Genomic DNA, 22,311 nt, shown 5'->3' on the forward strand with positions numbered 1-22,311 from the left:
CTTAGTTTAATTAGTTTTTACTCTCCTACTTGTTAAAATTTCATCCTGATAATTTTAAAATTATTAGGATGGATGTTTTTAAGGTTGTTAAACTCTTTTTAGATTGCAATCATTCTTTTAAAGTATTTTAAAAACTCAGTTAAGATTAACAATAAATCATTTTAAATCATTTTAAATCATTTTAAATCATTTTAAATCATTTTAATACGATTAAAAAGAAGTGAAGAGGATTGAAAAGTAATACATTTGGTTGCGAAGGGGAGATTTGAACTCCCGACCTTCGGGTTATGAGCCCGACGAGCTAACCACTGCTCTACTTCGCGACATATAAGATATTTGAAATATAAAATAAGAAGTGGATGGGGTAAAGGGATTCGAACCCCTGAATGACAGGACCAAAACCTGTTGCCTTACCGCTTGGCGATACCCCAATAAATATTTTTTAAAAGTGTGATTATAATGAATTTTAATTTATTTGTCAAGCAATTTAAGTTATAATTTTAAAAATTTTAAGGAAATAAAAATGAAATTTGTTAGCGTAGAACAAGCGATTAAGGATTTACAAGCAGGAAAAATGCTTGTTATGGTAGATGCAGAAGATAGAGAAAATGAAGGCGATTTAATCTTTCCTGCGCAATTTAGTACTCAAGAAAAAGTAAATTTCATGATAAAAGAAGCTCGTGGTGTGGTTTGTGTAGCTTTAGATGAAACTTTGGCAAAAAAATTTGAACTTCCTTTAATGGTGCCTAAAAATACTTCAAACCACGAAACCGCTTTTACCATAACCGTAGATGCAAAAGATGCTACAACGGGAGTTAGTGCTTATGAAAGAAATATGACTATACAAATTTTTGCTGATGATAATGCTAAAGCGAGTGATTTTGTAAGACCAGGACATATCAATCCTTTAATCGCAAAAAAAGGCGGAGTTTTAGAACGCACAGGTCATACAGAAGGTACGGTTGATCTTTGTAAATTAGCAGGATTAAAAGGTGCTTGTGTGATTTGTGAAATCGTAAAAGATGATGGAGATATGGCAAGAAGAGAAGATCTAGAATTTTTTTGCCAAAAGCATGATTTAAACATGATAGCCGTAAGTGATCTTATAGAATATCGCCTAAAACATGAAAGCCTTATTAAGCTTGAAGAAAAAAGTCAAAGTGTTTTAGCAGGCTTTAAAGCAGAAAAATTTATCTTTAGCGATCATAATCAAACCCAACACATAGCTTTTTGCTTTAAAGATATCAAAAAATGTGAAAATGTTAAATTTCATATCAGTGGTAGTGATTTTGAGCTTTTAACTTCAGATAAATTTTCAAAACTTTTAGAGCAAATCAAATTTCTTAGTGAAAATGGTGGCGTTATAGTTTTCATGCAAGGAGAAAAATCCAGTACCACTCAATACAAAAACTATGGTATAGGAGCGCAGATTTTAAGATATTTTGGTATAGAAGAAATTAAACTTTTATCTCAAAGTTGTGATAAAGACTATATAGGCTTAGAAGGTTTTGGTTTAAATCTTAAAGCTTGTAATTTTAACTAAAAAGGAAAAAAATGACTTTAAAAGAACAAATTTTAAACGATATCAAAGAGGCAATGAAACAAAAAGATGATTTTAAAAGAGATAGTTTAAGAACTCTAAATGCAGCTTTTAAGCAAATAGAAGTGGATGAAAGAATAGAATTGGATAATGAAAGAATTTATAAAATCATTGCAAGTGAAATCAAAAAACGCAAAGACGCAATCGAACTTTATCTTAAGGCAAATCGTGAAGATTTAGCACAAAAAGAACAAAATGAAATAAGTCTTTTTGAAATTTATTTGCCTAAACAACTAAGTGATGAGGAGTTAACTTTAGCCTTAAAACAACTTATAGAAGAACTGGGCGTAAGTTCACTAAAAGAACAAGGTTTGGTAATGAAAGAAGCTAAAATAAAATTAGGTGCGAGTGTTGATGGCAAAAGACTTAATTTGGCACTTAAAGAGCTTTTACAATAATTTTTTGGAGTGTTATTATGAAAGAATTAAGCGGTTCAGCAATGATTTGCGAGGCTTTAAAAGAAGAAAATGTTAAAATTGTTTTTGGTTATCCTGGAGGCGCTGCGCTTAATATTTATGATGAAATTTACAATCAAAAGTATTTTAAACATATTTTAGTGCGTCATGAACAAGCGGCTTTGCATGCTGCTGATGCTTACGCAAGAATGAGCGGAGAAGTGGGCGTGGCTATAGTTACAAGCGGGCCAGGTTTTACAAATACTATTACAGGTCTAGCTACGGCTTATAGTGATTCTATCCCTTTAATATTGATTTCAGGGCAGGTAGCAAATTCTCTTATTGGCACAGATGCTTTTCAAGAAATTGATGCAGTAGGTATTTCAAGACCTTGTGTGAAGCATAATTATTTAGTTACTTGCATAGAAGAGTTTCCACGCATTTTAAAAGAGGCTTTTTATATAGCAAGAAGCGGTAGACCTGGGCCTGTGCATATAGATGTGCCAAAAGATGTAAGTGCAACTTTGGGACTTTGGGAATATCCTAAAGAAATTTCTATGAAAACTTATAAACCTGTTTATAAGGGTAACTCAAAACAAATTAAAAAATTTGCAGAGCTTTTAAAAGAAGCAAAAAGACCTTTATTTTACTTGGGTGGAGGTTGTATCAGTTCCAATGCAAGTGAGCAAATCAGAGAGCTTGTAAAATTTACAAAAATTCCAGCAGTTGAAACCTTGATGGCGCTTGGAACTTTAAGAAGTGATGATGTTTTTAATCTCAAAATGGCAGGCATGCATGGAAGCTATGTTGCTAATATGGCTTTAAGTGAGTGTGATTTGCTTGTGAGTGTAGGAGCGAGATTTGATGATAGGATTACAGGAAAAACAAGTGAATTTGCTAAACATGCGACTATAGTTCATGTTGATATTGATCCTAGTTCTATTTCAAAGATTATCAATGCGCATTATCCTATAGTAGGAGATATTAAAGAAGTTCTTAAAGAGCTTTTAGAAGAGCTTAAAAAGGAAAATTTTAATACAACTTTTAAAGAATGGCATGAAACTTTAAAGCGTTATAATGAACTTTATCCACTTTCTTATGAAGATAGCAATGAGGTTTTAAAACCGCAATGGGTGATTGAAGAATGTGCGAAGATGGCTCCTGATGCAAGGATTATTACCGATGTGGGTCAGCATCAAATGTGGGTAGCACAGTTTTATCCTTTTAATTATCCAAGACAGCTTGCAACAAGTGGAGGGCAAGGAACTATGGGATATTCTTTACCTGCTGCTTTGGGTGCAAAGCTTGCTGTGGATGAAGAAGTGGTGATTAATTTCGTAGGTGATGGATCGGTTTTAATGAATATCCAAGAGCTTATGACTGCTCATGAGTATGGTATAAAAACTATAAATATTATTTTAAATAATGCCTTTTTAGGTATGGTAAGACAATGGCAAAGTATGTTTTATAAAGAGCATTTTTCACAAACAGATTTAAGCACTCAACCTGATTTTATCAAAATTGCTCAAGGTTTTGGTTGCGAAGGTTATGAAATTTCAAACAAAGAAGAATTCATTCAAGCTTTTAGCCAAGCTTTAAAAAGTGATAAAACCTCTCTTTTAAATGTAAAAATTGATCGCTTTGAAGATGTTTTACCTATGGTGCCCGCAGGAGGTGCGATTTATAATATGATTTTACCAAAGGCAAAGGATAGACAATGAGAAGGGTTTTATCGGTAATTGTTCTAAATGAGCATGGGGTTTTATCTCGTATAGTAGGACTTTTTTCAGGAAGAGGTTATAATATTGACTCGCTTACAGTAGCACCTTTGGAAAATAAAGAATTTTCGCGTATTAATATAGTCACTTCAGGAAATGAAAGAACTTTTGAGCAGATAGTCAAACAACTTCATAAGCTTATTCCTACTTATAAAGTGATAGAAAGTGAAGAATTTATTGACAAAGAAATGGCTTTAGTGAAAATTCCTTTAAATGAAAATTTAGGTGGACTTGATGCCGTTTTGAAAGCTTATAATGGTACTATTGCAAATAGTAATGAGAATTTTTTGTTTTTAATGGTTGCTGATGATGCAAATCGCATTGATAATTTTTTAAAAACAATTAAAAAATACAATCCTAGTGATATAGTTCGCAGTGGATCTGTTTTGATGGAGATTAAATGAAATTAAGTGAAATAGCAGAATTTTTAAGCTTAGAGTATAAAGGTGAGGATATAGAAATCAGTGCTTTAAATTCTTTATTGAAAGCAAATTTTACAGAGCTTACTTATTGTGATGGTGAGAAAAATACTAAAGATATACCTCACACAGGAGCTGCTGCTATTTTAGTATCTAAAGAATATGAAAATTTAGTACCTAAGGACACTAAAGCTTTGATTACTCAAAATCCACATTTGAATTTTGCTTTTTTAAGCAAGCTTTTTGCTAAGCCTTTGATAAGCACAGCTAAAGAAAAAGTGCAAAATATCGCAAAAAGCGCAAGAATCATGCCTAATGTTTATATAGGTGATAATGTAAATATAGGTGAAAATGTAATCATTATGGCAGGAGCTTATATAGGCGATAATGTCAGCATTGGTGATGAGAGTATTATCCATCCTAATGTAGTGATTTATAATGATACTAAAATTGGTAAAAAATGTCATTTGCTTGCTAATTGTGTAATAGGAAGCGATGGTTTTGGTTATGCACACAATAAAAACGGCGAACATTATAAAATTTATCATAATGGCAATGTGATTTTAGAAGATTTTGTAGAAGTGGGGGCTTGTACAACTATAGATAGAGCAGTTTTTGATAGTACTATTATCAAAGCAGGCACTAAGGTAGATAATCTAGTTCAAATCGGACATAATTGCAATATAGGTCAAAATTGTATCATTGTAGCACAAACTGGAATTTCAGGTTCAAGTGAGTTAGGACGCAATGTTATTATGGGTGGTCAAAGTGCAACGAGTGGACATTTAAAAATAGGCGATTTTAGTACTATAGCTGCAAGAGGCGGTGTGAGTAAAAATTTAGAAGGCGGGCGCGTTTATGGTGGTTTTCCTATCATGCTTCAAAAAGATTGGCTAAAACTTCAAGCTAAAATAGCAATAAATTTTAAAGAAAAATCACAAGATTAGCATCGCATCGCCATAAGAGTAAAAGCGATATTTTTCTTTTATGGCAAGTTCATAAAGTTTTAAACACTGTTCTCTACCGATAAAAGCTGAAACTAGCATGATAAGAGTAGATTTTGGTAAATGAAAATTGGTCAAAAGATGATTTTGTCTTATAGGTGGATTTTGCGGGTGTAAAAAAAGATCACAAAAACCATTTTTTGTTTTAGTTCTTGCGTAATATTCTATAGTTCTTGTTACCGTTGTTCCTACGCCTAAAATAGCTTGTTTAGAATCTATAATTTCACATGCTTGCTGCGGAATATTAAAAAATTCGCTATGCATTTTATGCTCTTGTATATTTTCACACTCTACGCTTTTAAAGGTTCCAGCTCCTACATGTAAGGTTAAATGATAAATTTCGTGTTTTTTTCTTAAATTTTCAAGCATAGTCTCACTAAAATGTAAACTTGCAGTCGGAGCAGCCACTGCGCCTAAATTTTTTGCAAAGATACTTTGATAATCTTTCAAATCACTTTTTTCATCCTCCCTTTTAATATAAGGAGGCAAGGGTATATGTCCTATCTTGTCAAGCAGGTTGTACAGATTTGAGGTATCTAAGGTTTTATCATTTTGAAAAAATTGAACTTTTCGAAGGCCATCATCTAAAAGTTCTACAACGCGCGCTTTTAAATCCTCTTTAAAATATAAGATTTCATCTTTTTTAACACGCCCTTTAATTTGAGCTAGAAAAAGTGGATTGTGAGAATTTAAAAAAGGTTGATGTAAGAAAAGCTCTATTTTTCCCCCGCTTGCTTTATTGCCATAAATTCTTGCTTTAATAACTTTAGTATCATTGAAAAAAATCGCGCAGTTGGGTAAAAAGTCTTGTAAATTTTTAAAAGTAGTGTGAAAAATTTCTTTGTTTTTGCGATCAAAAACCAAAAGCCTAGCATCTTCTTTTGGATTTGCAGGATAGTTAGCTATGAGTTCATTAGCTAGAGTGTAATCATAGCTTGAAAGAAGTAAGTCTTTATTCATCGCTTTCTTTATCTTTTGGGGCAGGATTTACCTTTTGAACAATTAAAATAGAAAGTCCATAAAGTCCACAAAGTGGTCCTGCCATTAAAAATTGAGATAAAACATCAGGTGGAGTCATAAAGGCTGAAAAAACAAAAATAACTAAAACAGCTATGCGAAAATGGCGTTTTAAAAAACTATCATCTATAAGCCCGATTTTAGCAAAGAAAAAGGCAATTACAGGCATTTCAAAAGCTAAGCCAAAAGCCACAACAACTTTTGTAAAAAAATCTACATAAGTTCCTATGGTAATCACAGGATTGAAATCTTCATTTAAACCAAAATTAATCAAAAATTTAAAAGCCAAAGGCACTACAACAAAATAACAAAAACAAGCCCCTAAGGCGAACATAATGCTTGCAAAGCTAACAAAAGGCACCACAAGGCGTTTTTCATTATCGTAAAGTCCCGGAGCTACAAATTTCCAAAATTGCCAAAAAATTACAGGTAAAGAAAAGATAAAGGCTGCAAAAAAACTAACTTTCATTGCAGTAAATAAGGCTTCTTGTACTTCAATTACATTCACATGTTTGGCTACTTCGGGCAAAACAGCTATAAGTGGAGCTTTTAGAATATCTAAGATATAGCTTCGTAGAGCAAAACATACAATAAACATAACTACAATGCAAGCAACGCTTATAAAAAGGCGTTTTCTAAGTTCTATTAAATGAGGTCTTAATTCTTCAAACATTTATTTTTCCGTTTTATCTTGTGTTTCTAATTTGCTAAGATTTGGTTTTTCTTCTGTATTTAAATTTTGTCCGCTAAGGTTATTTTTTGTGTTATCATCTCTGCTATCAAAGGTTAAATCTACCTTTGTTTTATCTAAAATATCTCTTTTAAGGTCATCAAATTCTTCAAAACTGAGTTTTTTGCGTATGTTTTCATTAGTGCTTGAAAATTCATCTTTGTATTTCTTAGCTTCTTCTTTTAAGTCATTGATGCGTATTTCTTTTTCTATACTTGATTTTGCATCATCTATGTTGCGTTTTACAGCCTTTAGAATTTTTGCTATTTGTACTATAGCTTCTGGAAGTTTATCAGGCCCTAAGACTAAAATCGCTACAACTAAAATAACTATAATTTCACCAAAACTCATTAATCGTTACTCTTTGATTTGATATTTTAAATAAATATTTTACTTAAAAAACTTAAATTTAAGATGAGAGATATAAAGCAAGTTCATCGCTAATGAGAAAATTAGGATTGAAATATCTTTTATTTTTGTAAAAAAGTTTTTTTTCTTTTAATAATATATTTATTTTGTCTTTTTGCCATTGATTGAGTTTTGTTTCATCAATCCCTGCTATACTTCTAAGTCCTAAAAATAGGTGTTCTAAATTCAAGTCTTTAGAACTTAGCTGCTCTATAGATCTAAAAGTGGGATTTTCTATGTAATTTTTTAAATTTTTTGCTGTATAAAAACGCTTGTTTTCATAAAATCCTACCGCACTTAATCCACAAGCTAGGTAGTTTTTTCCTTGCCAATAAGCAAGATTATGTTTGCAAATTTGGGCTTTGGTTTTTGAAAAATTACTGATTTCATATTGAAAAAAGTCAAGTTCTAGGAGTTGTTTGATGAAAAATTTCATTAAATTAGGAGCATTTTTTTTGAAATGTTCTTTTTTGGCAAAGGCTGTGTTTGATTCTATGGTTAAATTATAAGCACTAAGGTGTGTGATTAAAGCCTTGATTTGTTTTAAGTGTAAGAGTTCAAATTCAAGCATTTTTTTATTGTCTAATTTTGTATCATAAATAAGATCTAAATTGATATTTTTAAAACCTACTTTATTTGCGTTTTCTAATGCTTTGATAATCATTTCTTGATTGTGAATTCTTCCAAGAAAGTGAAGTTTTTTAGGATGAAAACTTTGAGCTCCAAAAGAAATGCGATTAACTCCTAGATTTTTCATATTTTTAAGCCAATTTAATGTTGCTGAGTTGGGATTAGCTTCGCATGAAATTTCTACATTTTTATCTAGTAAAGGATATAAAATTTTAAAAATATCTTCATAATTATACGCATCAATACAACTTGGTGTTCCTCCACCTATGAATAAGGTTTTAATTTGATTTGATTGAATGTTAAATTGTTTTAATTGAAAAACAATATCTTCTTTTAAAGCCTTAAAATAGGCTTTTTCATAATCATTTTTTTTCAAACTTGTAAAAGCACAATAATTACATTTGCTTTCACAAAATGGAATATGGATATAAAAATGCATAAAAACCCTAAAATATTTTATTAAATTTTTTTAATGTATTTTAATAAAAATTTGATTTGATTTAGGTTAAAATTATTTCCTTTAAATTAAGGAAAAATATTGTGGAAAACGAGAAAAATTATAGACCAAATGTTGCAGCTGTTATTTTGTCAAGTTCTTATCCTTTTGAGTGTAAGATTTTTATAGCTAGAAGAAGTGATATGGATAATATTTGGCAATTTCCACAAGGAGGTATTGATAAAGGTGAAAGTGTCAAAAACGCTTTATTTAGAGAACTAAAAGAAGAAATAGGCACCGATGAGGTTGAAATCATTGCTGAGTATCCAGGATGGTTGAGTTATGATTTTCCGAGTAAAATTGTTAAAAAAATGTATCCTTACGATGGGCAGATTCAAAAATATTTTTTAGTGCGTTTAAAACACGGTGCTGCAATCAATATCAATACCAAGCATCCTGAATTTGATGATTATCAATTTGTGAGTGTTAAACAAATTTTTGAAATGATTAATCATTTCAAAAAAAATATTTATGTTAAAGTGATCAAATATTTTGAAGAGAAAGGTTATATCTAAAATGCTTATAGTTCAAAAATATGGTGGAACAAGCGTTGGAACACTTGAGCGTATCGAAGCAGTAGCCAATAGGGTTATCCAAAGTGCGCAACAGGGTAATCAACTTGTTGTTGTAGTATCTGCAATGAGTGGGGTGACAAATACTCTTATCGAGCAAGCTGAATATTTTAGTAAAACTCCTAATGGTAAAGATATGGATATGCTTTTAAGTAGCGGAGAGCGTGTAACAAGCGCTTTACTTTCTATTGCTTTAAACGAAAAGGGTTATCCTGCTATATCATTTTCTGGGAGAAAAGCAGGAATTATTACAGATAGTGTTTTTACAAAGGCAAGAATTCATCATATTGATACAAAAGCGATAAAATCAGAACTTCAAAATGGTAAAATAGTCGTTATAGCGGGTTTTCAAGGTGTAGATGATGAAGGTAATGTAACTACTTTAGGGCGTGGTGGAAGCGATTTAAGTGCTGTGGCAGTAGCAGGTGCCTTAAATGCGGATTTGTGTGAAATTTATACCGATGTTGATGGGGTTTATACAACAGATCCAAGAATTGAACCAAAGGCAAAGAAATTAGATAAAATTTCTTATGAAGAAATGCTTGAACTTGCAAGTTTGGGTGCAAAAGTTTTGCAAAATCGCTCTGTAGAGCTTGCAAAAAAATTAAATGTTAACTTAGTAACTAGAAGTAGTTTTAACAATAACGAAGGAACAATGATAACAAAGGAAGATGGAATGGAACAAGCTTTAGTAAGTGGTATTGCTTTGGATAAAAATCAAGCAAGAGTGACTTTAAGAAATGTAGAAGATAAGCCTGGAATCGCAGCTGAAATTTTTTCTGTTTTAGCAAATGAAAATATTAATGTAGATATGATTATACAAAATGTTGGAGTTGATGGCGCTACAAATTTGGGTTTTACGGTTCCTCAAAATGAACTTGAATTAGCCAAAAATGCTATGCAAAAAATTTTAAGCTCAAAAACAACTATAGAAAGTGATAGTGCTGTAGTAAAAGTTTCTATAGTCGGCGTAGGCATGAAATCACATTCAGGAGTGGCAAGTAAAGCTTTTAAAGCTTTAGCTGATGAGGGGATTAATATCGGTATGATTTCTACTAGCGAAATTAAAATTTCGATGATAGTTCATGAAAAATACGGAGAACTTGCAGTTAGAGCACTACATGAGTGCTATGGACTTGATAAATAAATGAGTGATTTTTTAAGTTTTACTCTTGAAAATATCCGCAATGGCGGAGCTTTTATGGCATGGTTGGAGTCGCGTCGTTTAGAATGGGCTCCTTTGATGGCTGCAAGACTTAAATATCTTTTAGAAGGACGCACTTTTGTCTTAATGTGCGATGAACAAAGATCTTGGTATGAAGAGTATTTTTTAAAAAATATAAATTCAAAAGCCGCTCGTCCTATGCTTCCTTTTGTGTCGTTAAATTCTTTATGCAAGAAGAAAGTACAAAGTTCAGAAGATATAGCTTTACTTAATGACTTGCTTGACATTTCTTTTCCTAATGGTTATGTGTATTTTTATATAGGAAGTGCTTCTGATAATAAATCTTTAATCGCTAAATCAAGAGATGATAGTTTATTGTGGCTTTTTGATGAGCAGTTACAAGATAGTTTTTATTTAAATTCTAAAGATAAAGACTTGGATATTAAGCTTATTAGTTTATATCAACTTTTTGATGTAAGTTTGGATGCAATATTATTTTCCAAGGTGCAATTAGGATAAATATTTTGTTTATTAGTAAGATTATTATCAGTGAAGATTTTTTAGGTATTAAAGAAGAAATGATTAATAATTTTGGTATTAAAAAATTAAGATTTTTTATGCCACAAAATGAATTTTTACTTGATGATGCAAGAGCAGTTGAAAAAGAAAGCTATATCGCAGAAACCGAAGAAAAAATTATTGTTTTAATGGCGGATTCTTATAGGATAGAAGCACAAAATTTTTTACTTAAACTTCTTGAAGAACCTCCAAAAAATATTAAATTTCTTATTGTGGTACCTTCTAAAAATTTACTTTTACCTACTATAAAATCACGTCTTATTTGTGAAAAAAGAAAAGTTGAAAAGGAAGTTAAAAAACTTGATTTAGATCTTAAAAGAATGGATTTAAGAATGCTTTTTGATTTTTTGCAAAAAAATGAAAATTTGGATAAAAATGAACTTATGGATCAAATTGCATTACTTGCTAAAGAATGTGTGAAATATAAAGATTTTAACGCTGAAGAATTAGAGTTTTTTTATGAAAGCTATGAGCTTGCAAGATTAAATTCTAAAAGTGGGGTGCTTTTGGCTACTCTTTTGCTAAATTACTATACAAAGAAATAAAATGAAATTTTTTAAAATCAATCCAAATACCGATTTTAATTTACTTTGTTCTTTCATAAACCCTCATAAAATGGGGCAAAAGATTATGAGTAAAAAAACAAAAATTCATTTTATTTTTATCAAAGATATTTCTACTCCTGCAGCAAATATTTTAAAACAAGATGCCTTAAGAGTAGGAGCTGAGCTCATTACCCATAAAGAAATAATTACCGCAAAAATCACTCATTCAAATGCACTTTTAATGGCAAGTAAAGAACAAATTCAAAAACTTATTGCTAAAGAAAAACTTCAAGATTTTGGACTTAAAAATTTGGCTCTTTTTTTGCAAAAAGATTTTTTAAAAACAAAAAAAGCTGAGCTTATGGCAGTGATTAATGTTAATGAAGACAGTTTTAATGCAAAAAGTCGTGTGAGTGAAGAAGACTTTGAAAAAAGGCTTAATGACTTTCTTGCTTTAAGGCCTGAGTATATCGATATAGGTGCGGTTAGTTCAAGACCTGGGAGTGAGTATTGTGGCAAGGAAGAGGAATTTAAAAGACTAAAAAAAGTACTTGACTTAATTTATGAGAAAAATTATCATGAAAAAGCGATTTTTAGTTTAGATAGTTTTGATGAATATTGTCTAGAATATGCTTTAAATAAGGGTTTTAAACTCATTAATGATATTACAAGTTTAAGAAATCTTAATCTGGCTAAACTTGCAAGTAAATATGAGGCAAAATATTGCTTAATGCACATGCAAAACAATCCAAATAACATGCAAGATAATCCTTTTTATGAAGATTTACTCGATGAGATGACTTTGTTTTTTAAAGAAAAACTTGAACTTTTAGAAAGTTTTGGAGTAAAAGAAAGTATTTTAGATGTAGGTATTGGTTTTGGAAAGAGTGCGGAGCATAATATGATTTTAATCAAACACTTAGAGCATTTTTTGCAATTTAATAAACCTTTACTTATAGGTGCGAGTCGCAAAAGTGTGATTAATGCGTATTTTCAAAGCGAGATTAAAGATCGTTTAGCAGGAACTTTGTATTTGCATTTAAAGGCTTTTGAAAATGGTGCTAGTATTATAAGAGTGCATGATTTATACGAGCACAAACAACTTTTTGCTTTAGCACAGGCAATGGATAATATAGGAGTTTAGATGAAAAAAGAAGAGTATTTAGAAAAAGTTGCTTTAGCAAATTTGTGGATGAGGGCATATTATGAAAAAGATGAACCCTTGGCTAGCGATGAAGAATACGATGCTTTAATCAGAGAATTAAGAGTTTTTGAAGAACAAAATAAAGATGAAATTTCAAAAGACTCTCCAACGCAAAAAATAGCTCCTACTATACAAAGCGAGTTTAAAAAAATAGCTCATTTAAAGCGTATGTGGTCGATGGAAGATGTGTTTAATGAGAGTGAGCTTAGGGCTTGGGCAAAACGTGCAAAATGTGAAAAAAACTTTTTTATAGAGCCTAAATTTGATGGAGCGAGTCTAAATTTGCTTTATGAAAATGGTAAATTAGTAAGCGGTGCCACTAGAGGTGATGGCGAAGTGGGCGAGGATATAACACTTAATGTTTTTGAGATAGAAAATATACCTAAAAATATAGCCTATAAAGAAAGGATAGAAATTCGTGGAGAAGTGGTGATTTTAAAAGATGATTTTGAGAAAATCAACGAAAAAAGAGCTCTTTTAAATCAAAGTTTATTTGCTAATCCACGCAATGCTGCAAGCGGGAGTTTGAGGCAGCTTGATACAAGCATCACTAAAGAAAGAAATTTGAAATTTTATCCTTGGGGAATAGGGGAAAATACCTTAAATTTTACTAAACACAGTGAGGTGATGCAATTTATCAGAGAGCTTGGTTTTTTAAAGGATGATTTTGTAAGACTTTGCGCTAATTTAGATGAGGTTTTAAAAGCTTATGATGAGCTTTTAGCTTTAAGAGAAAAAAAGCCTATGATGATGGACGGTATGGTGGTAAGAGTTGATGATCTTGCGCTTTGTGAAGAATTAGGCTATACGGTAAAATTTCCAAAATTTATGGCAGCTTTTAAATTTCCTGCACTTGAAAAAACCACGCGTTTAATAGGGGTAAATTTACAAGTAGGAAGAAGTGGGGTGATCACTCCTGTGGCGGTTTTAGAGCCTGTAAATTTAGATGGGGTTGTAGTAAAATCAGCCACCCTTCATAATTTTGATGAGATTGCAAGACTTGATGTTAAAATCAATGATTTTGTAAGCGTGATAAGAAGTGGCGATGTTATCCCTAAAATTACTAAGGTTTTTAAAGAGCGTAGAGAAGGTTTAGAGATGGAAATTTTACGCCCTAAACTTTGTCCTACTTGCCAAAGTGAGCTTTTGGATGAAGGAACTTTAATAAAATGTCAAAATATAGATTGTGAAGATAGACTTGTAAATTCTATCATTCATTTTGTTTCTAAAAAATGTCTTAATATCGATGGACTTGGAGAAAATATAGTAGAACTTTTATACAAGCACAAAAAAATCACTACACTTGAGAGTATTTTTCATTTAAAATTTAGTGATTTTGAAGGTTTGGAAGGCTTTAAGGAAAAGAAAATCAACAATCTTTTAAACGCCATAGAACAAGCAAGAGAATGTGAGCTTTTTCGTTTTATCACAGCTTTAGGGATAGAGCATATTGGCGAGGTTGCGGCTAAAAAATTAAGCTTAAGTTTTGGTAAAGAGTGGCACAAGCAAAGCTTTGAAGCTTATGCCAATTTAGAAGGTTTTGGAGAGCAAATGGCTTTAAGTCTTTGCGAATTTACGCGCGTTAATCGTACAAGAATTGATGAGTTTTACAAGCTTTTAAATTTGAAAATAGAAAAACTTGAAATCAAAAGCGATGGTGTGATTTTTGGTAAAACTTTTGTGATTACAGGTACTCTTTCGCGTCCAAGAGATGAGTTTAAGGCTTTGATAGAAAAGCTTGGGGGTAAGGTAAGCGGCTCGGTTTCTAAAAAGACTGACTATGTGCTTTTTGGAGAAGAGGCAGGTTCTAAGCTTAGTAAGGCTAAAGAGCTTGAAGTAAAATGTATAGATGAAAGTGCTTTTAATGAGCTTGTTAAAGAATAGTTCTTATATTTTAACGCTTTTAAGCCTTTTTGGCTTTTTGCTAACTTGGCAAAGGAGTGCTTTTTCTTTATTTTTTTTAATTCCTATTTTTTTAGCACTTTTTTGGGAATTCTTTTTATTTTTAAAGCTTAGAAAAAATATTATAAAAGAAGCTACTTTGATTAAGGGAAGTTTGTTTTATCGTGTTAGTATGGGGGATTTTTATCTTTATATTTTTAGTTTTTTCTTGGCGATTTTTGGACTTATTTCTTTATTTTTAAATTTTTTAAATCTTGAAAAAATTGATTTTGTTTTTATATTTATAATTTTGCCTTTATTGATGATATTTTTAAAAAAAGAATTACATTTGCAATTTGTAGATAATGCTTATAATGACTTTAGAATAGTTGTTATCGCTAGTTTTTTTACTGCTTTATTTTATGCATTTTATGGGCTTTTTTTTACTTACAATGAGCTTTTAAATTTAGAACTTTTTTCTAGGAAAATCATTGCTTATAAGAGTGCTTCTTTTGTTTATTTTGATTTTTTATCTGAATTTTTGTATTTTGTTTCAAATTTAAAACTTTTTATTTTTTCTCATTTTGGATATTTGAGCTTTAGAGCTTTAAATTTTATTTTTGATTTTTTTAATTTTTTTATGTTTTGCTCTCTTTTGGCTTTTGTTTTTAATTTTGTTTTGAAAATAAAGATAAAAATAATTGTTTTATTTTTATGTTTTATCATGGTTTTAGGAAGTTATTTTTTAAAAGAGCAAAGAAATAATGCCTTAAAATCTGAACAAGAACAAATACTTTTATGGATGAATAATTTTGATTTTTTAAAAGATCATAATTTAAGTTTAATTCAAAAAGAAAAAGATCTTTTTGAAAAAGATCTTAAAGATCTTAGAGAAATTTTTAAAAAAAATGCTTTTGAAATAGGAATTTGGTGGTTTTCTAAAGAAAAAGAAGACTTGGAAAAAAGAATAAATGAGAGTTTAAAATGAGATTTGATTTTTTTGTTTCAAAGCGTTTAAATATCAGTAGAAATAAAGCTTTAGAGCTTATAGAAAATGAAGAGGTTTTGCTTAATGGTAAAAGTTTTAAAGCTTCTTTTGATGTGAAAAATTTTTTAGAAAATTTAAAAAAAACGCAAGATTTAAATCTTGAAGATATACTTTTAGCCAATGAGTTAAAATTGGATCTTTTAAGTGAAATTTATGTTTCAAGAGCAGCTTTGAAATTAAAAAATTTTTTAGAAGAAAATGATATTGAAATAAAACATAAAAATTGTCTTGATATAGGATCTAGTACGGGTGGTTTTGTACAAATTTTACTTGAAAATCAGGCTTTAAAAATCACTGCTCTTGATGTGGGTAGTAATCAACTCCATCCAAGTTTAAGAGCAAATGAAAAAATTATCTTGCATGAAAATACAGATCTTAGAGCCTTTAAAAGTGAAGAAAAATTTGAACTTGTTACTTGTGATGTGAGTTTTATTTCTCTTATTAATTTACTTTATTATGTCGATAATTTAGCCTTAAAGGAAATTATTTTACTTTTTAAACCTCAGTTTGAAGTGGGAAAAAATATCAAAAGAGATAAAAAAGGTGTTTTAAAAGATAATAAGGCAATCTTAAAGGCAAGAATGGATTTTGAAAAAGCATGTGCTAAATTGGGTTGGCTTTTAAAAAATACGCAAAAATCAAGCATTAAAGGAAAGGAAGGTAATGTTGAATATTTTTACTACTATATCAAAAATTAATATTACTTCTTTAGCCATAGGTTGTTTTGATGGTATGCATTTAGGACATCTAAAACTTGTAAAATGTTTAGATGAGAATGGGGCTTTATTAGTTATTAATAAATTTAAGGGTCAATTTCTTTGTTCAAATCGTCAAAAAGAAGAAATTTCAGGAAAAAAAGTTATAGAAGTGGATTTTGAAAATATAAAATCTTTAGATGGTAAAGATTTTTTAAGCTTTTTGAAAAAAGAATTTGTCAATTTGAAATTTATAGTGGTGGGATATGATTTTTCTTTTGGGAAAAATAGGGCTTATAATGCTAAAGATATTGAGTCTTTAAGTGGGATAAAAACTATAATAGTTGATGAATTTAGCATAGGCGGAGTAGGTGTTCATGCAAGTTTAATTAAGGATTTTTTATCAAAAGCAAATTTGCAAAAAGCAAAAGAATTTTTAGGAAGAGATTATAGTATCAAAGGGAAGATGATTAAAGGACAAGGTTTGGGATCTAAAGAACTTTTTGCGACTATAAATTTAGATTGTGAAGGTTATTTTTTGCCTCAAAATGGTGTTTATGCTACTTTGTTAAAAAGTCAAAGAAAAATTTATAAAAGTGTGAGTTTTTTAGGTATAAGGTCAAGCGATGAAAATTTTGCCATAGAAAGTCATATTTTAGAAGAATTGGGTGAAAATTTCACACAAGGGGAGTTTTTCGAACTCGAGTTTATATCTTTTCTAAGAGAGAATCAAAAATTTCAAGATCTAAAAAAGCTTAAAAATCAAATTGCTAAAGACATAGAGCAAGCTAGAGAATTATTAAGGAAAAATGATGAAAGATGAACTTTTTAAACAAAGCCCTAAAAAACAATTTGAATTTGATAAAAGCGTGGCTAGTGTTTTTGATGATATGATCAATCGTTCTGTGCCGTTTTATAGAGAAAATTTAGAACTTTGTGCTAATTTATTGGCTAAAATTTTATCTACAAACGCAAATATTTGTGATTTAGGCTGCTCAAGTGCTAATTTTTTGATTTTTTTGGCAAACTTAAGAAAGGATTTTAAACTTTTTGGTGTGGATAATTCTGTTTCCATGCTTGAAGTTGCAAAGTCAAAAGCTAAGGCTTATGGACTTGATATAAGTTTTTTTGAAGCTAATTTATGTGAGTTTGATTTTTTTGTTTGTGATGTTTTTGTGGCAAATTATACTATGCAGTTTATTCGTCCCCCTAAAAGACAAGAATTGCTTGATAAAATTTATAAAAATTTAAACTCTAAAGGCATTTTGATTATGAGTGAAAAAATCCTTTATGAAGATGCTTTTTTGTCTAAAAATATTATAGAGCTTTATGCAGACTATAAAGAAAAACAAGGTTATTCTAAATTTGAAATCGCAGCTAAAAGAGAGGCTTTAGAAAATGTTTTAATTCCTTATAGTCAAAAAGAAAATTTAAATATGCTAGAAAAGGCAGGTTTTAAAAAAATAGAAAGTATTTTTAAATGGGCAAATTTTGAAACTTTCATAGCTTTTAAGGATTAGAGATATTTTCATCTTCCCATTCATCTTTTGGAAAACCTACCTTATATGCATTAACACAATCTTGACTGATGATAGCTTTGTGTCTGCATTCTAAACTTCTTTTTTTTGCTTCTTCAGGGTGATTTTGATAATATTCTACACTTTTGGTTTGTTCGCATGCTGCAAAAAATATACCAATAAGGCTTAAAAAAATAGTTGTTTTCATGGTAACTTTTCCTGTGTTATGTTAATATCATCACTAAAGATAGAACTTTGATTGTCATCCTTTGTTTTAGAAGGATAAATTTCAGAAGGTGTTTCTGCTATAGGTGGTATTATAATACTTTCATTATTTTCTGAACTTTGGTTAATATCTTTTGTGGTTAAATCATTTTGTTTTAAAGCTTCTAATATCTGATTATCAGATTTTTTTGGTGTGTTTGGACTGTATTTACTCTCTTCATTTGTTGGTTTAACACCAACTTTTAATGCATTAATACAATCTTCGCTAAGAGTTTCGCTTTCTTTGCATTCTTTTGCTTTTTCTTTTGCTTCACTAGGATGATTTTTGTAGTAATTTTCTGTTTTGCTATCGCAAGCTGTTATATTAATAACTATTAAAATTGTAAGTAAAATACTTAGTCTTTGCATTTATCAATCTCCTAAAATTTTTAATATCTTAGCAAACTTGTATAAAGCAACGATAAATTATTTTTCCTCGTTGTAGGAAAAAATAGGCAAAGACCATTGATATTTGATAGCCAAAAGCCTTGCAATAACTCCTACAAAAAGAGTTAAAAGCGTGCAAACTAGGGCATTAAGTTCGAACCAAACTATAAGTGAATAGTAGATTGCTCCTGCAATTATGGCAATTCCTGCATAAATTTCTTTTTGAAACACTAAGGGAATTCTCATACATAAAATATCTCTTAAAATTCCACCAAAGACACCAGTGATTACAGCAGCAGCAACAGCGATGATAAAACCATGATTTTGATCTATGGCTATTTGAGCTCCAAGTATGCTAAAAACAACAAGTCCTATAGCATCAAGAGTTAGAAATAAAGCCTCAAGCTTGGTTACTACACGTGGAATTTTTGTTGCTACAAGGGCGCAAAAACAGATTAAAATAATATATTCAGGATGTTTAACCCAAGTTAAAGGATAATGCCCTAAAAGCACATCTCGTATGCTTCCGCCTCCAATTGCTGTTACGAGAGCAATAAAAATAACTCCAAAAAGGTCCATTTTATGGCGTCCTGCAGCTAAAGCTCCTGTCATTCCTTCTGCGGAAATACCTATGATATAAAGAGTAGTTATCGTAAGAGCATTTATCTCCATAATTTATACCTTAAAATTTATCACAATTTATTTGATACTGTTTAATATTTTCATCATTTACTTCGTGGTTTGGTACTTGATAGCATTCTTTAAATTTCGGAGTTTTAATAATTTTTACATAAAAACTTGGTATAGCAATACGGTTTTTAATGTATTGTGGTTCTTTATCGTAAAGTACCAAATTTAAAACCTCGATACTTTGAAATTTGAAAGCCAAATTTCTTTCTCTTTGCTCGATTTCATTCCAAATTTTATTATTTATTTGTGCAATTTGTGGGGTAATATTGCTCATTAAAAATACTGAATTTTGAGCAGCCTTGCTAAAGCTAAAAGAAGCATTGGGTGCAGTGTGTCCTCGCGTGTAGCCGCTGTTTTTATAATCACTCCAAGTAGTGCGGTATTTTTTAGGAATATTTGTATCATCTTCAAAGCGAGGGCGTTTTTTGATTTGTTTATTTTTTAAATTTGAAGCTTCTACTTTATAAGCAACGGCTTTTGTACCTTTGAGTTTATAATCATAGCAATTTAGATAAAAAAACTTATCTAAGATTTGCGAGCAATTTGTGTTGTTAAAATAAGAAGAAAAATCAGCACTAGGCTTGTAAGATTCTAAGGCAAAAATATTAAGAGATATAGCGAGTAAAAAGATGAAAATTTTCATTTAAGTTCCTTATCTTTACTTTTGCAAAGATGATTTAAAAAACATTCTTTACATAAAGGTTTTTTAGCTTTACAGGTGTAGCGTCCAAAAAGAACCATGGCTTGATGGAGATAGTTAAGATTATCTTTAAATATGCGTGTTAAATCTTCTTCTGTGGCTTCTGGAGTTTTTGCTTTACTAAGTCCTAAGCGGTGAGAAACTCTAAAAACATGAGTATCTACAGCCATGAAATTTGCTCCACACCATTCTATTAAAACCACATGGGCGGTTTTTTGTCCCACACCTGCTAAGGATTTTAAATTTTGTTCATCAAGAGGAATTTCTCCGTCAAAATTTTCACAAACTGATTTTGCCATTTTTATAAGATTTTGTGCTTTATTATTAAAAAATGAACAAGTTTGTATGTAGGTTTTAAGGCTTGATAAATTTGCATTTGCAAGGGATTTGATATCAGGATAGGCTTTAAAAAGATCAGGAGTGATGAGATTAACTCTCTTATCAGTGCATTGGGCTGAAAGCATCACGCAGACTAATAGTTCGTATAAATTTGAAAATTTAAGTTCTGTTACAGGTTTTTCAAAATGTTTTAAAAAAAGCTCTTTGATTTCTAAATTTCTTTTCATTTTTTAATTTTAGTTAATTAGCTTTAAACCAAGTTTAGATATAATCGATTTTATATACATTTTATTAAAAAGGAAACTCAATGAAAAAAATTTCTTTAGTTGCAGCAGCTTTGATTGCAGGTGTAGCTTTAAATGTAAATGCAGCTACAGTAGCCACTGTTAATGGCAAGAGCATTAGTGATACAGAAGTAAGTGAATTTTTTGCCCCTATGCTTAGAGGACAGGATTTTAAAACTTTGCCAGATAATCAAAAAAAAGCTCTTATTCAGCAGTATATTATGCAAGACTTAATTTTGCAAGATGCTAAAAAACAAAATTTAGAAAAAGATCCTTTATACACAAAAGAACTTGATCGTGCAAAAGATGCAATACTTGTTAATGTTTATCAAGAGAAAATTTTAAATACAATTAAAATTGATGCGGCTAAAGTTAAAGCTTTTTATGAACAAAATAAAGACAAATATGTAAAACCTGCAAGAGTGCAAGCAAAACATATCTTAGTAGCGACAGAAAAAGAAGCTAAGGATATTATTAACGAACTTAAAGGTTTAAAAGGTAAAGAGCTAGATGCTAAATTTAGTGAGCTTGCTAAAGAGAAATCAATTGATCCAGGTTCAAAAAACCAAGGTGGTGAGCTTGGTTGGTTTGATCAATCAACTATGGTAAAGCCTTTTACAGATGCTGCTTTCGCACTTAAAAATGGTACTATTACTACAACTCCGGTAAAAACGAATTTTGGTTATCATGTAATCTTAAAAGAAAATTCACAGGCTAAAGGTCAAATCAAATTTGATGAAGTAAAACAAGGTATTGAAAACGGACTTAAATTTGAAGAATTTAAAAAAGTTATCAATCAAAAAGGTCAAGATCTTTTAAATAGTGCTAAAGTGGAATATAAATAATGGGTGTTTTAGACATTGTAAAAGCAGGGGTGATTAGCGGAGATGAGCTTAATAAAGTTTATGACTATGCTAAAGCAGAGGGTTTTGCTATCCCTGCTGTTAATGTTGTAGGAACTGATTCTATTAATGCAGTTTTAGAAGCTGCAAAAAAAGTTAACTCCCCAGTTATTATCCAGTTTTCAAATGGTGGGGCAAAATTTTATGCAGGGAAGAATTGTCCTAATGGAGAAGTTTTAGGTGCAATTAGTGGGGCTAAACATGTACATTTACTTGCTAAAGCTTATGGTGTACCTGTGATTTTACATACTGATCATGCCGCAAGAAAACTTTTGCCTTGGATTGATGGGCTTATTGAGGCAAATGCGCAATATAAACAAACTCATGGACAAGCTTTATTTAGTTCTCATATGCTTGATCTTAGTGAAGAAAGTTTAGAAGAAAATCTTAGCACTTGTGAAGTTTATCTTCAAAAACTTGATGCTTTAGGTGTCGCGCTTGAAATAGAACTAGGTTGTACAGGCGGTGAAGAAGATGGAGTGGATAATACAGGTATTGATAATTCCAAGCTTTATACCCAACCAGAAGATGTAGCACTTGCATATGAAAGACTTGGAAAAATTAGTGATAAATTTTCAATCGCAGCAAGCTTTGGAAATGTACATGGAGTTTACAAGCCAGGAAATGTTAGCTTACAACCTGAAATTTTAAAAAATTCACAAAAATTTGTAAAAGATAAATTTGCTTTAAATAGTGATAAGCCTATAAATTTTGTATTTCACGGCGGTAGTGGTAGTGAGCTAAAAGATATTAAAGATGCAGTAAGCTATGGCGTAATTAAGATGAATATTGACACAGATACCCAATGGGCTTTTTGGGATGGGGTACGTGAATATGAACTTAAAAATAGGGCTTATTTGCAAGGACAAATTGGAAATCCAGAAGGTGATGACAAGCCAAATAAAAAATACTATGATCCGCGTGTTTGGTTAAGGAGTGGTGAAGAAAGCATGATAAAGCGTCTTGAAGTCGCTTTTGAAGATTTAAACTGTATAAACAAAAACTAAGCATTTTAAAGGCTTAGTTTTATTTTGTTTTAAAAATTTTTATCAAATTAAGTAG

At 30.6% G+C, this 22,311-nt stretch carries 26 protein-coding genes and 2 tRNA genes; 17 read left to right on the forward strand and 11 right to left on the reverse strand.

Annotated elements, in window-relative coordinates; genetic code table 11:
* Nucleotides 1–247: 247 nt before the first annotated feature.
* Nucleotides 248–323: transfer RNA gene (locus tag ELQ11_RS03445), tRNA-Met, on the reverse strand.
* 33 nt (nt 324–356) lie between these two features.
* A tRNA-Gln gene (locus tag ELQ11_RS03450) sits at nt 357–431 on the reverse strand.
* Between the two features lie 92 nt (nt 432–523).
* Here ELQ11_RS03450 and ELQ11_RS03455 point away from each other — a divergent pair.
* From ELQ11_RS03455 to lpxD, 5 genes are read left to right on the forward strand one after another with little or no spacing between them, the layout of a single operon-like run.
* Entirely contained in the window at nt 524–1,543 is a 1,020-nt protein-coding gene (locus tag ELQ11_RS03455; RefSeq protein ID WP_002861282.1) for a bifunctional 3,4-dihydroxy-2-butanone 4-phosphate synthase/GTP cyclohydrolase II, read from the forward strand.
* Between the two features lie 11 nt (nt 1,544–1,554).
* Nucleotides 1,555–1,998, forward strand: a complete 444-nt coding sequence (locus ELQ11_RS03460; protein ID WP_002852081.1) for a GatB/YqeY domain-containing protein — start codon at nt 1,555–1,557, stop codon at nt 1,996–1,998.
* 17 nt (nt 1,999–2,015) lie between these two features.
* Entirely contained in the window at nt 2,016–3,716 is a 1,701-nt protein-coding gene (locus ELQ11_RS03465) for an acetolactate synthase large subunit (protein ID WP_002861283.1), read from the forward strand.
* Nucleotides 3,713–4,177: an acetolactate synthase small subunit gene (gene ilvN / locus ELQ11_RS03470; protein ID WP_002852211.1), complete on the forward strand. Its 465-nt coding sequence runs from the start codon at nt 3,713–3,715 to the stop codon at nt 4,175–4,177. The genes ELQ11_RS03465 and ilvN overlap by 4 nt, the downstream gene beginning before the upstream one ends.
* The gene (lpxD, locus tag ELQ11_RS03475) at nt 4,174–5,139 is read left to right on the forward strand and encodes a UDP-3-O-(3-hydroxymyristoyl)glucosamine N-acyltransferase (protein WP_053872440.1); all 966 of its coding nucleotides are present in this window, start codon (nt 4,174–4,176) and stop codon (nt 5,137–5,139) included. Before ilvN ends, lpxD begins: the two co-directional genes overlap by 4 nt.
* Here the strand turns inward: lpxD and queA are convergent.
* Genes queA through hemW form a run of 4 tightly spaced genes read right to left on the reverse strand, consistent with a single transcriptional unit; the run spans nt 5,128 to nt 8,420 of the window.
* Entirely contained in the window at nt 5,128–6,156 is a 1,029-nt protein-coding gene (gene queA, locus ELQ11_RS03480) for a tRNA preQ1(34) S-adenosylmethionine ribosyltransferase-isomerase QueA (RefSeq protein ID WP_126223193.1), read from the reverse strand. The two genes, lpxD and queA, sit on opposite strands and share 12 nt — an antisense overlap.
* On the reverse strand, nt 6,149–6,886 hold the full coding sequence (gene tatC, locus ELQ11_RS03485) for a twin-arginine translocase subunit TatC (protein WP_002856930.1): 738 nt from the start codon (nt 6,884–6,886) through the stop codon (nt 6,149–6,151). The genes queA and tatC overlap by 8 nt, the downstream gene beginning before the upstream one ends.
* On the reverse strand, nt 6,887–7,294 hold the full coding sequence (gene tatB / locus ELQ11_RS03490) for a Sec-independent protein translocase protein TatB (RefSeq protein WP_002855100.1): 408 nt from the start codon (nt 7,292–7,294) through the stop codon (nt 6,887–6,889). It abuts the gene before it with no gap.
* A gap of 58 nt (nt 7,295–7,352) precedes the next feature.
* Nucleotides 7,353–8,420: a radical SAM family heme chaperone HemW gene (gene hemW, locus ELQ11_RS03495; protein ID WP_070252503.1), complete on the reverse strand. Its 1,068-nt coding sequence runs from the start codon at nt 8,418–8,420 to the stop codon at nt 7,353–7,355.
* Nucleotides 8,421–8,521: 101 nt separating this feature from the next.
* Here hemW and ELQ11_RS03500 point away from each other — a divergent pair, with 101 nt between their 5' ends.
* From ELQ11_RS03500 to cmoA, 10 genes are read left to right on the forward strand one after another with little or no spacing between them, the layout of a single operon-like run.
* Complete coding sequence (locus tag ELQ11_RS03500; RefSeq protein ID WP_070252504.1) at nt 8,522–8,992, forward strand: RNA pyrophosphohydrolase; 471 nt, start codon at nt 8,522–8,524, stop codon at nt 8,990–8,992.
* Between the two features lies 1 nt (nt 8,993).
* Nucleotides 8,994–10,196 (forward strand): aspartate kinase, encoded by a 1,203-nt coding sequence (locus tag ELQ11_RS03505; RefSeq protein ID WP_070252505.1) that lies wholly within the window; start codon nt 8,994–8,996, stop codon nt 10,194–10,196.
* On the forward strand, nt 10,197–10,733 hold the full coding sequence (locus ELQ11_RS03510; protein WP_002861289.1) for a HobA family DNA replication regulator: 537 nt from the start codon (nt 10,197–10,199) through the stop codon (nt 10,731–10,733).
* 5 nt (nt 10,734–10,738) lie between these two features.
* Nucleotides 10,739–11,338, forward strand: a complete 600-nt coding sequence (locus ELQ11_RS03515) for a DNA polymerase III subunit delta' (RefSeq protein ID WP_070252506.1) — start codon at nt 10,739–10,741, stop codon at nt 11,336–11,338.
* A 1-nt stretch (nt 11,339) separates the two neighbouring features.
* Nucleotides 11,340–12,482, forward strand: a complete 1,143-nt coding sequence (gene folP / locus ELQ11_RS03520; RefSeq protein WP_070243473.1) for a dihydropteroate synthase — start codon at nt 11,340–11,342, stop codon at nt 12,480–12,482.
* Nucleotides 12,483–14,426 (forward strand): NAD-dependent DNA ligase LigA, encoded by a 1,944-nt coding sequence (gene ligA / locus ELQ11_RS03525; RefSeq protein ID WP_070252507.1) that lies wholly within the window; start codon nt 12,483–12,485, stop codon nt 14,424–14,426. It begins immediately after the preceding gene.
* Nucleotides 14,407–15,411, forward strand: a complete 1,005-nt coding sequence (locus tag ELQ11_RS03530) for a hypothetical protein (protein WP_126235176.1) — start codon at nt 14,407–14,409, stop codon at nt 15,409–15,411. Before ligA ends, ELQ11_RS03530 begins: the two co-directional genes overlap by 20 nt.
* The gene (locus ELQ11_RS03535; RefSeq protein WP_126235147.1) at nt 15,408–16,169 is read left to right on the forward strand and encodes a TlyA family RNA methyltransferase; all 762 of its coding nucleotides are present in this window, start codon (nt 15,408–15,410) and stop codon (nt 16,167–16,169) included. The genes ELQ11_RS03530 and ELQ11_RS03535 overlap by 4 nt, the downstream gene beginning before the upstream one ends.
* Nucleotides 16,135–16,989 carry a bifunctional riboflavin kinase/FAD synthetase gene (locus ELQ11_RS03540; RefSeq protein ID WP_052949596.1) on the forward strand — a complete coding sequence of 285 codons (855 nt, stop codon included), beginning with the start codon at nt 16,135–16,137 and terminating at the stop codon, nt 16,987–16,989. Before ELQ11_RS03535 ends, ELQ11_RS03540 begins: the two co-directional genes overlap by 35 nt.
* Nucleotides 16,976–17,686 (forward strand): carboxy-S-adenosyl-L-methionine synthase CmoA, encoded by a 711-nt coding sequence (cmoA, locus tag ELQ11_RS03545; protein WP_072223616.1) that lies wholly within the window; start codon nt 16,976–16,978, stop codon nt 17,684–17,686. Before ELQ11_RS03540 ends, cmoA begins: the two co-directional genes overlap by 14 nt.
* Here the strand turns inward: cmoA and ELQ11_RS03550 are convergent.
* Genes ELQ11_RS03550 through nth form a run of 5 tightly spaced genes read right to left on the reverse strand, consistent with a single transcriptional unit; the run spans nt 17,676 to nt 20,290 of the window.
* On the reverse strand, nt 17,676–17,891 hold the full coding sequence (locus tag ELQ11_RS03550) for an EexN family lipoprotein (protein ID WP_002871390.1): 216 nt from the start codon (nt 17,889–17,891) through the stop codon (nt 17,676–17,678). The two genes, cmoA and ELQ11_RS03550, sit on opposite strands and share 11 nt — an antisense overlap.
* Nucleotides 17,888–18,316: an EexN family lipoprotein gene (locus ELQ11_RS03555; protein ID WP_002871389.1), complete on the reverse strand. Its 429-nt coding sequence runs from the start codon at nt 18,314–18,316 to the stop codon at nt 17,888–17,890. The genes ELQ11_RS03550 and ELQ11_RS03555 overlap by 4 nt, the downstream gene beginning before the upstream one ends.
* 57 nt (nt 18,317–18,373) lie before the next feature.
* Nucleotides 18,374–19,006, reverse strand: a complete 633-nt coding sequence (locus ELQ11_RS03560) for a trimeric intracellular cation channel family protein (protein WP_002871388.1) — start codon at nt 19,004–19,006, stop codon at nt 18,374–18,376.
* 10 nt (nt 19,007–19,016) lie between these two features.
* Nucleotides 19,017–19,667 (reverse strand): DNA/RNA non-specific endonuclease, encoded by a 651-nt coding sequence (locus ELQ11_RS03565; protein WP_002871387.1) that lies wholly within the window; start codon nt 19,665–19,667, stop codon nt 19,017–19,019.
* On the reverse strand, nt 19,664–20,290 hold the full coding sequence (nth, locus tag ELQ11_RS03570) for an endonuclease III (protein ID WP_126217886.1): 627 nt from the start codon (nt 20,288–20,290) through the stop codon (nt 19,664–19,666). The genes ELQ11_RS03565 and nth overlap by 4 nt, the downstream gene beginning before the upstream one ends.
* A gap of 80 nt (nt 20,291–20,370) precedes the next feature.
* Here nth and peb4 point away from each other — a divergent pair, with 80 nt between their 5' ends.
* Both peb4 and fbaA read left to right on the forward strand, forming a co-directional pair.
* A complete protein-coding gene (peb4, locus tag ELQ11_RS03575) occupies nt 20,371–21,192 on the forward strand; it encodes a peptidylprolyl isomerase PEB4 (protein ID WP_126233031.1) in 822 nt (273 codons plus the stop codon).
* Nucleotides 21,192–22,256 (forward strand): class II fructose-bisphosphate aldolase, encoded by a 1,065-nt coding sequence (gene fbaA / locus ELQ11_RS03580; protein ID WP_126254474.1) that lies wholly within the window; start codon nt 21,192–21,194, stop codon nt 22,254–22,256. Before peb4 ends, fbaA begins: the two co-directional genes overlap by 1 nt.
* Nucleotides 22,257–22,311: the final 55 nt, after the last annotated feature.

It is taken from the genome of Campylobacter sp. US50a (genome assembly GCF_004379015.1).
GTDB lineage: Bacteria > Campylobacterota > Campylobacteria > Campylobacterales > Campylobacteraceae > Campylobacter_D > Campylobacter_D jejuni.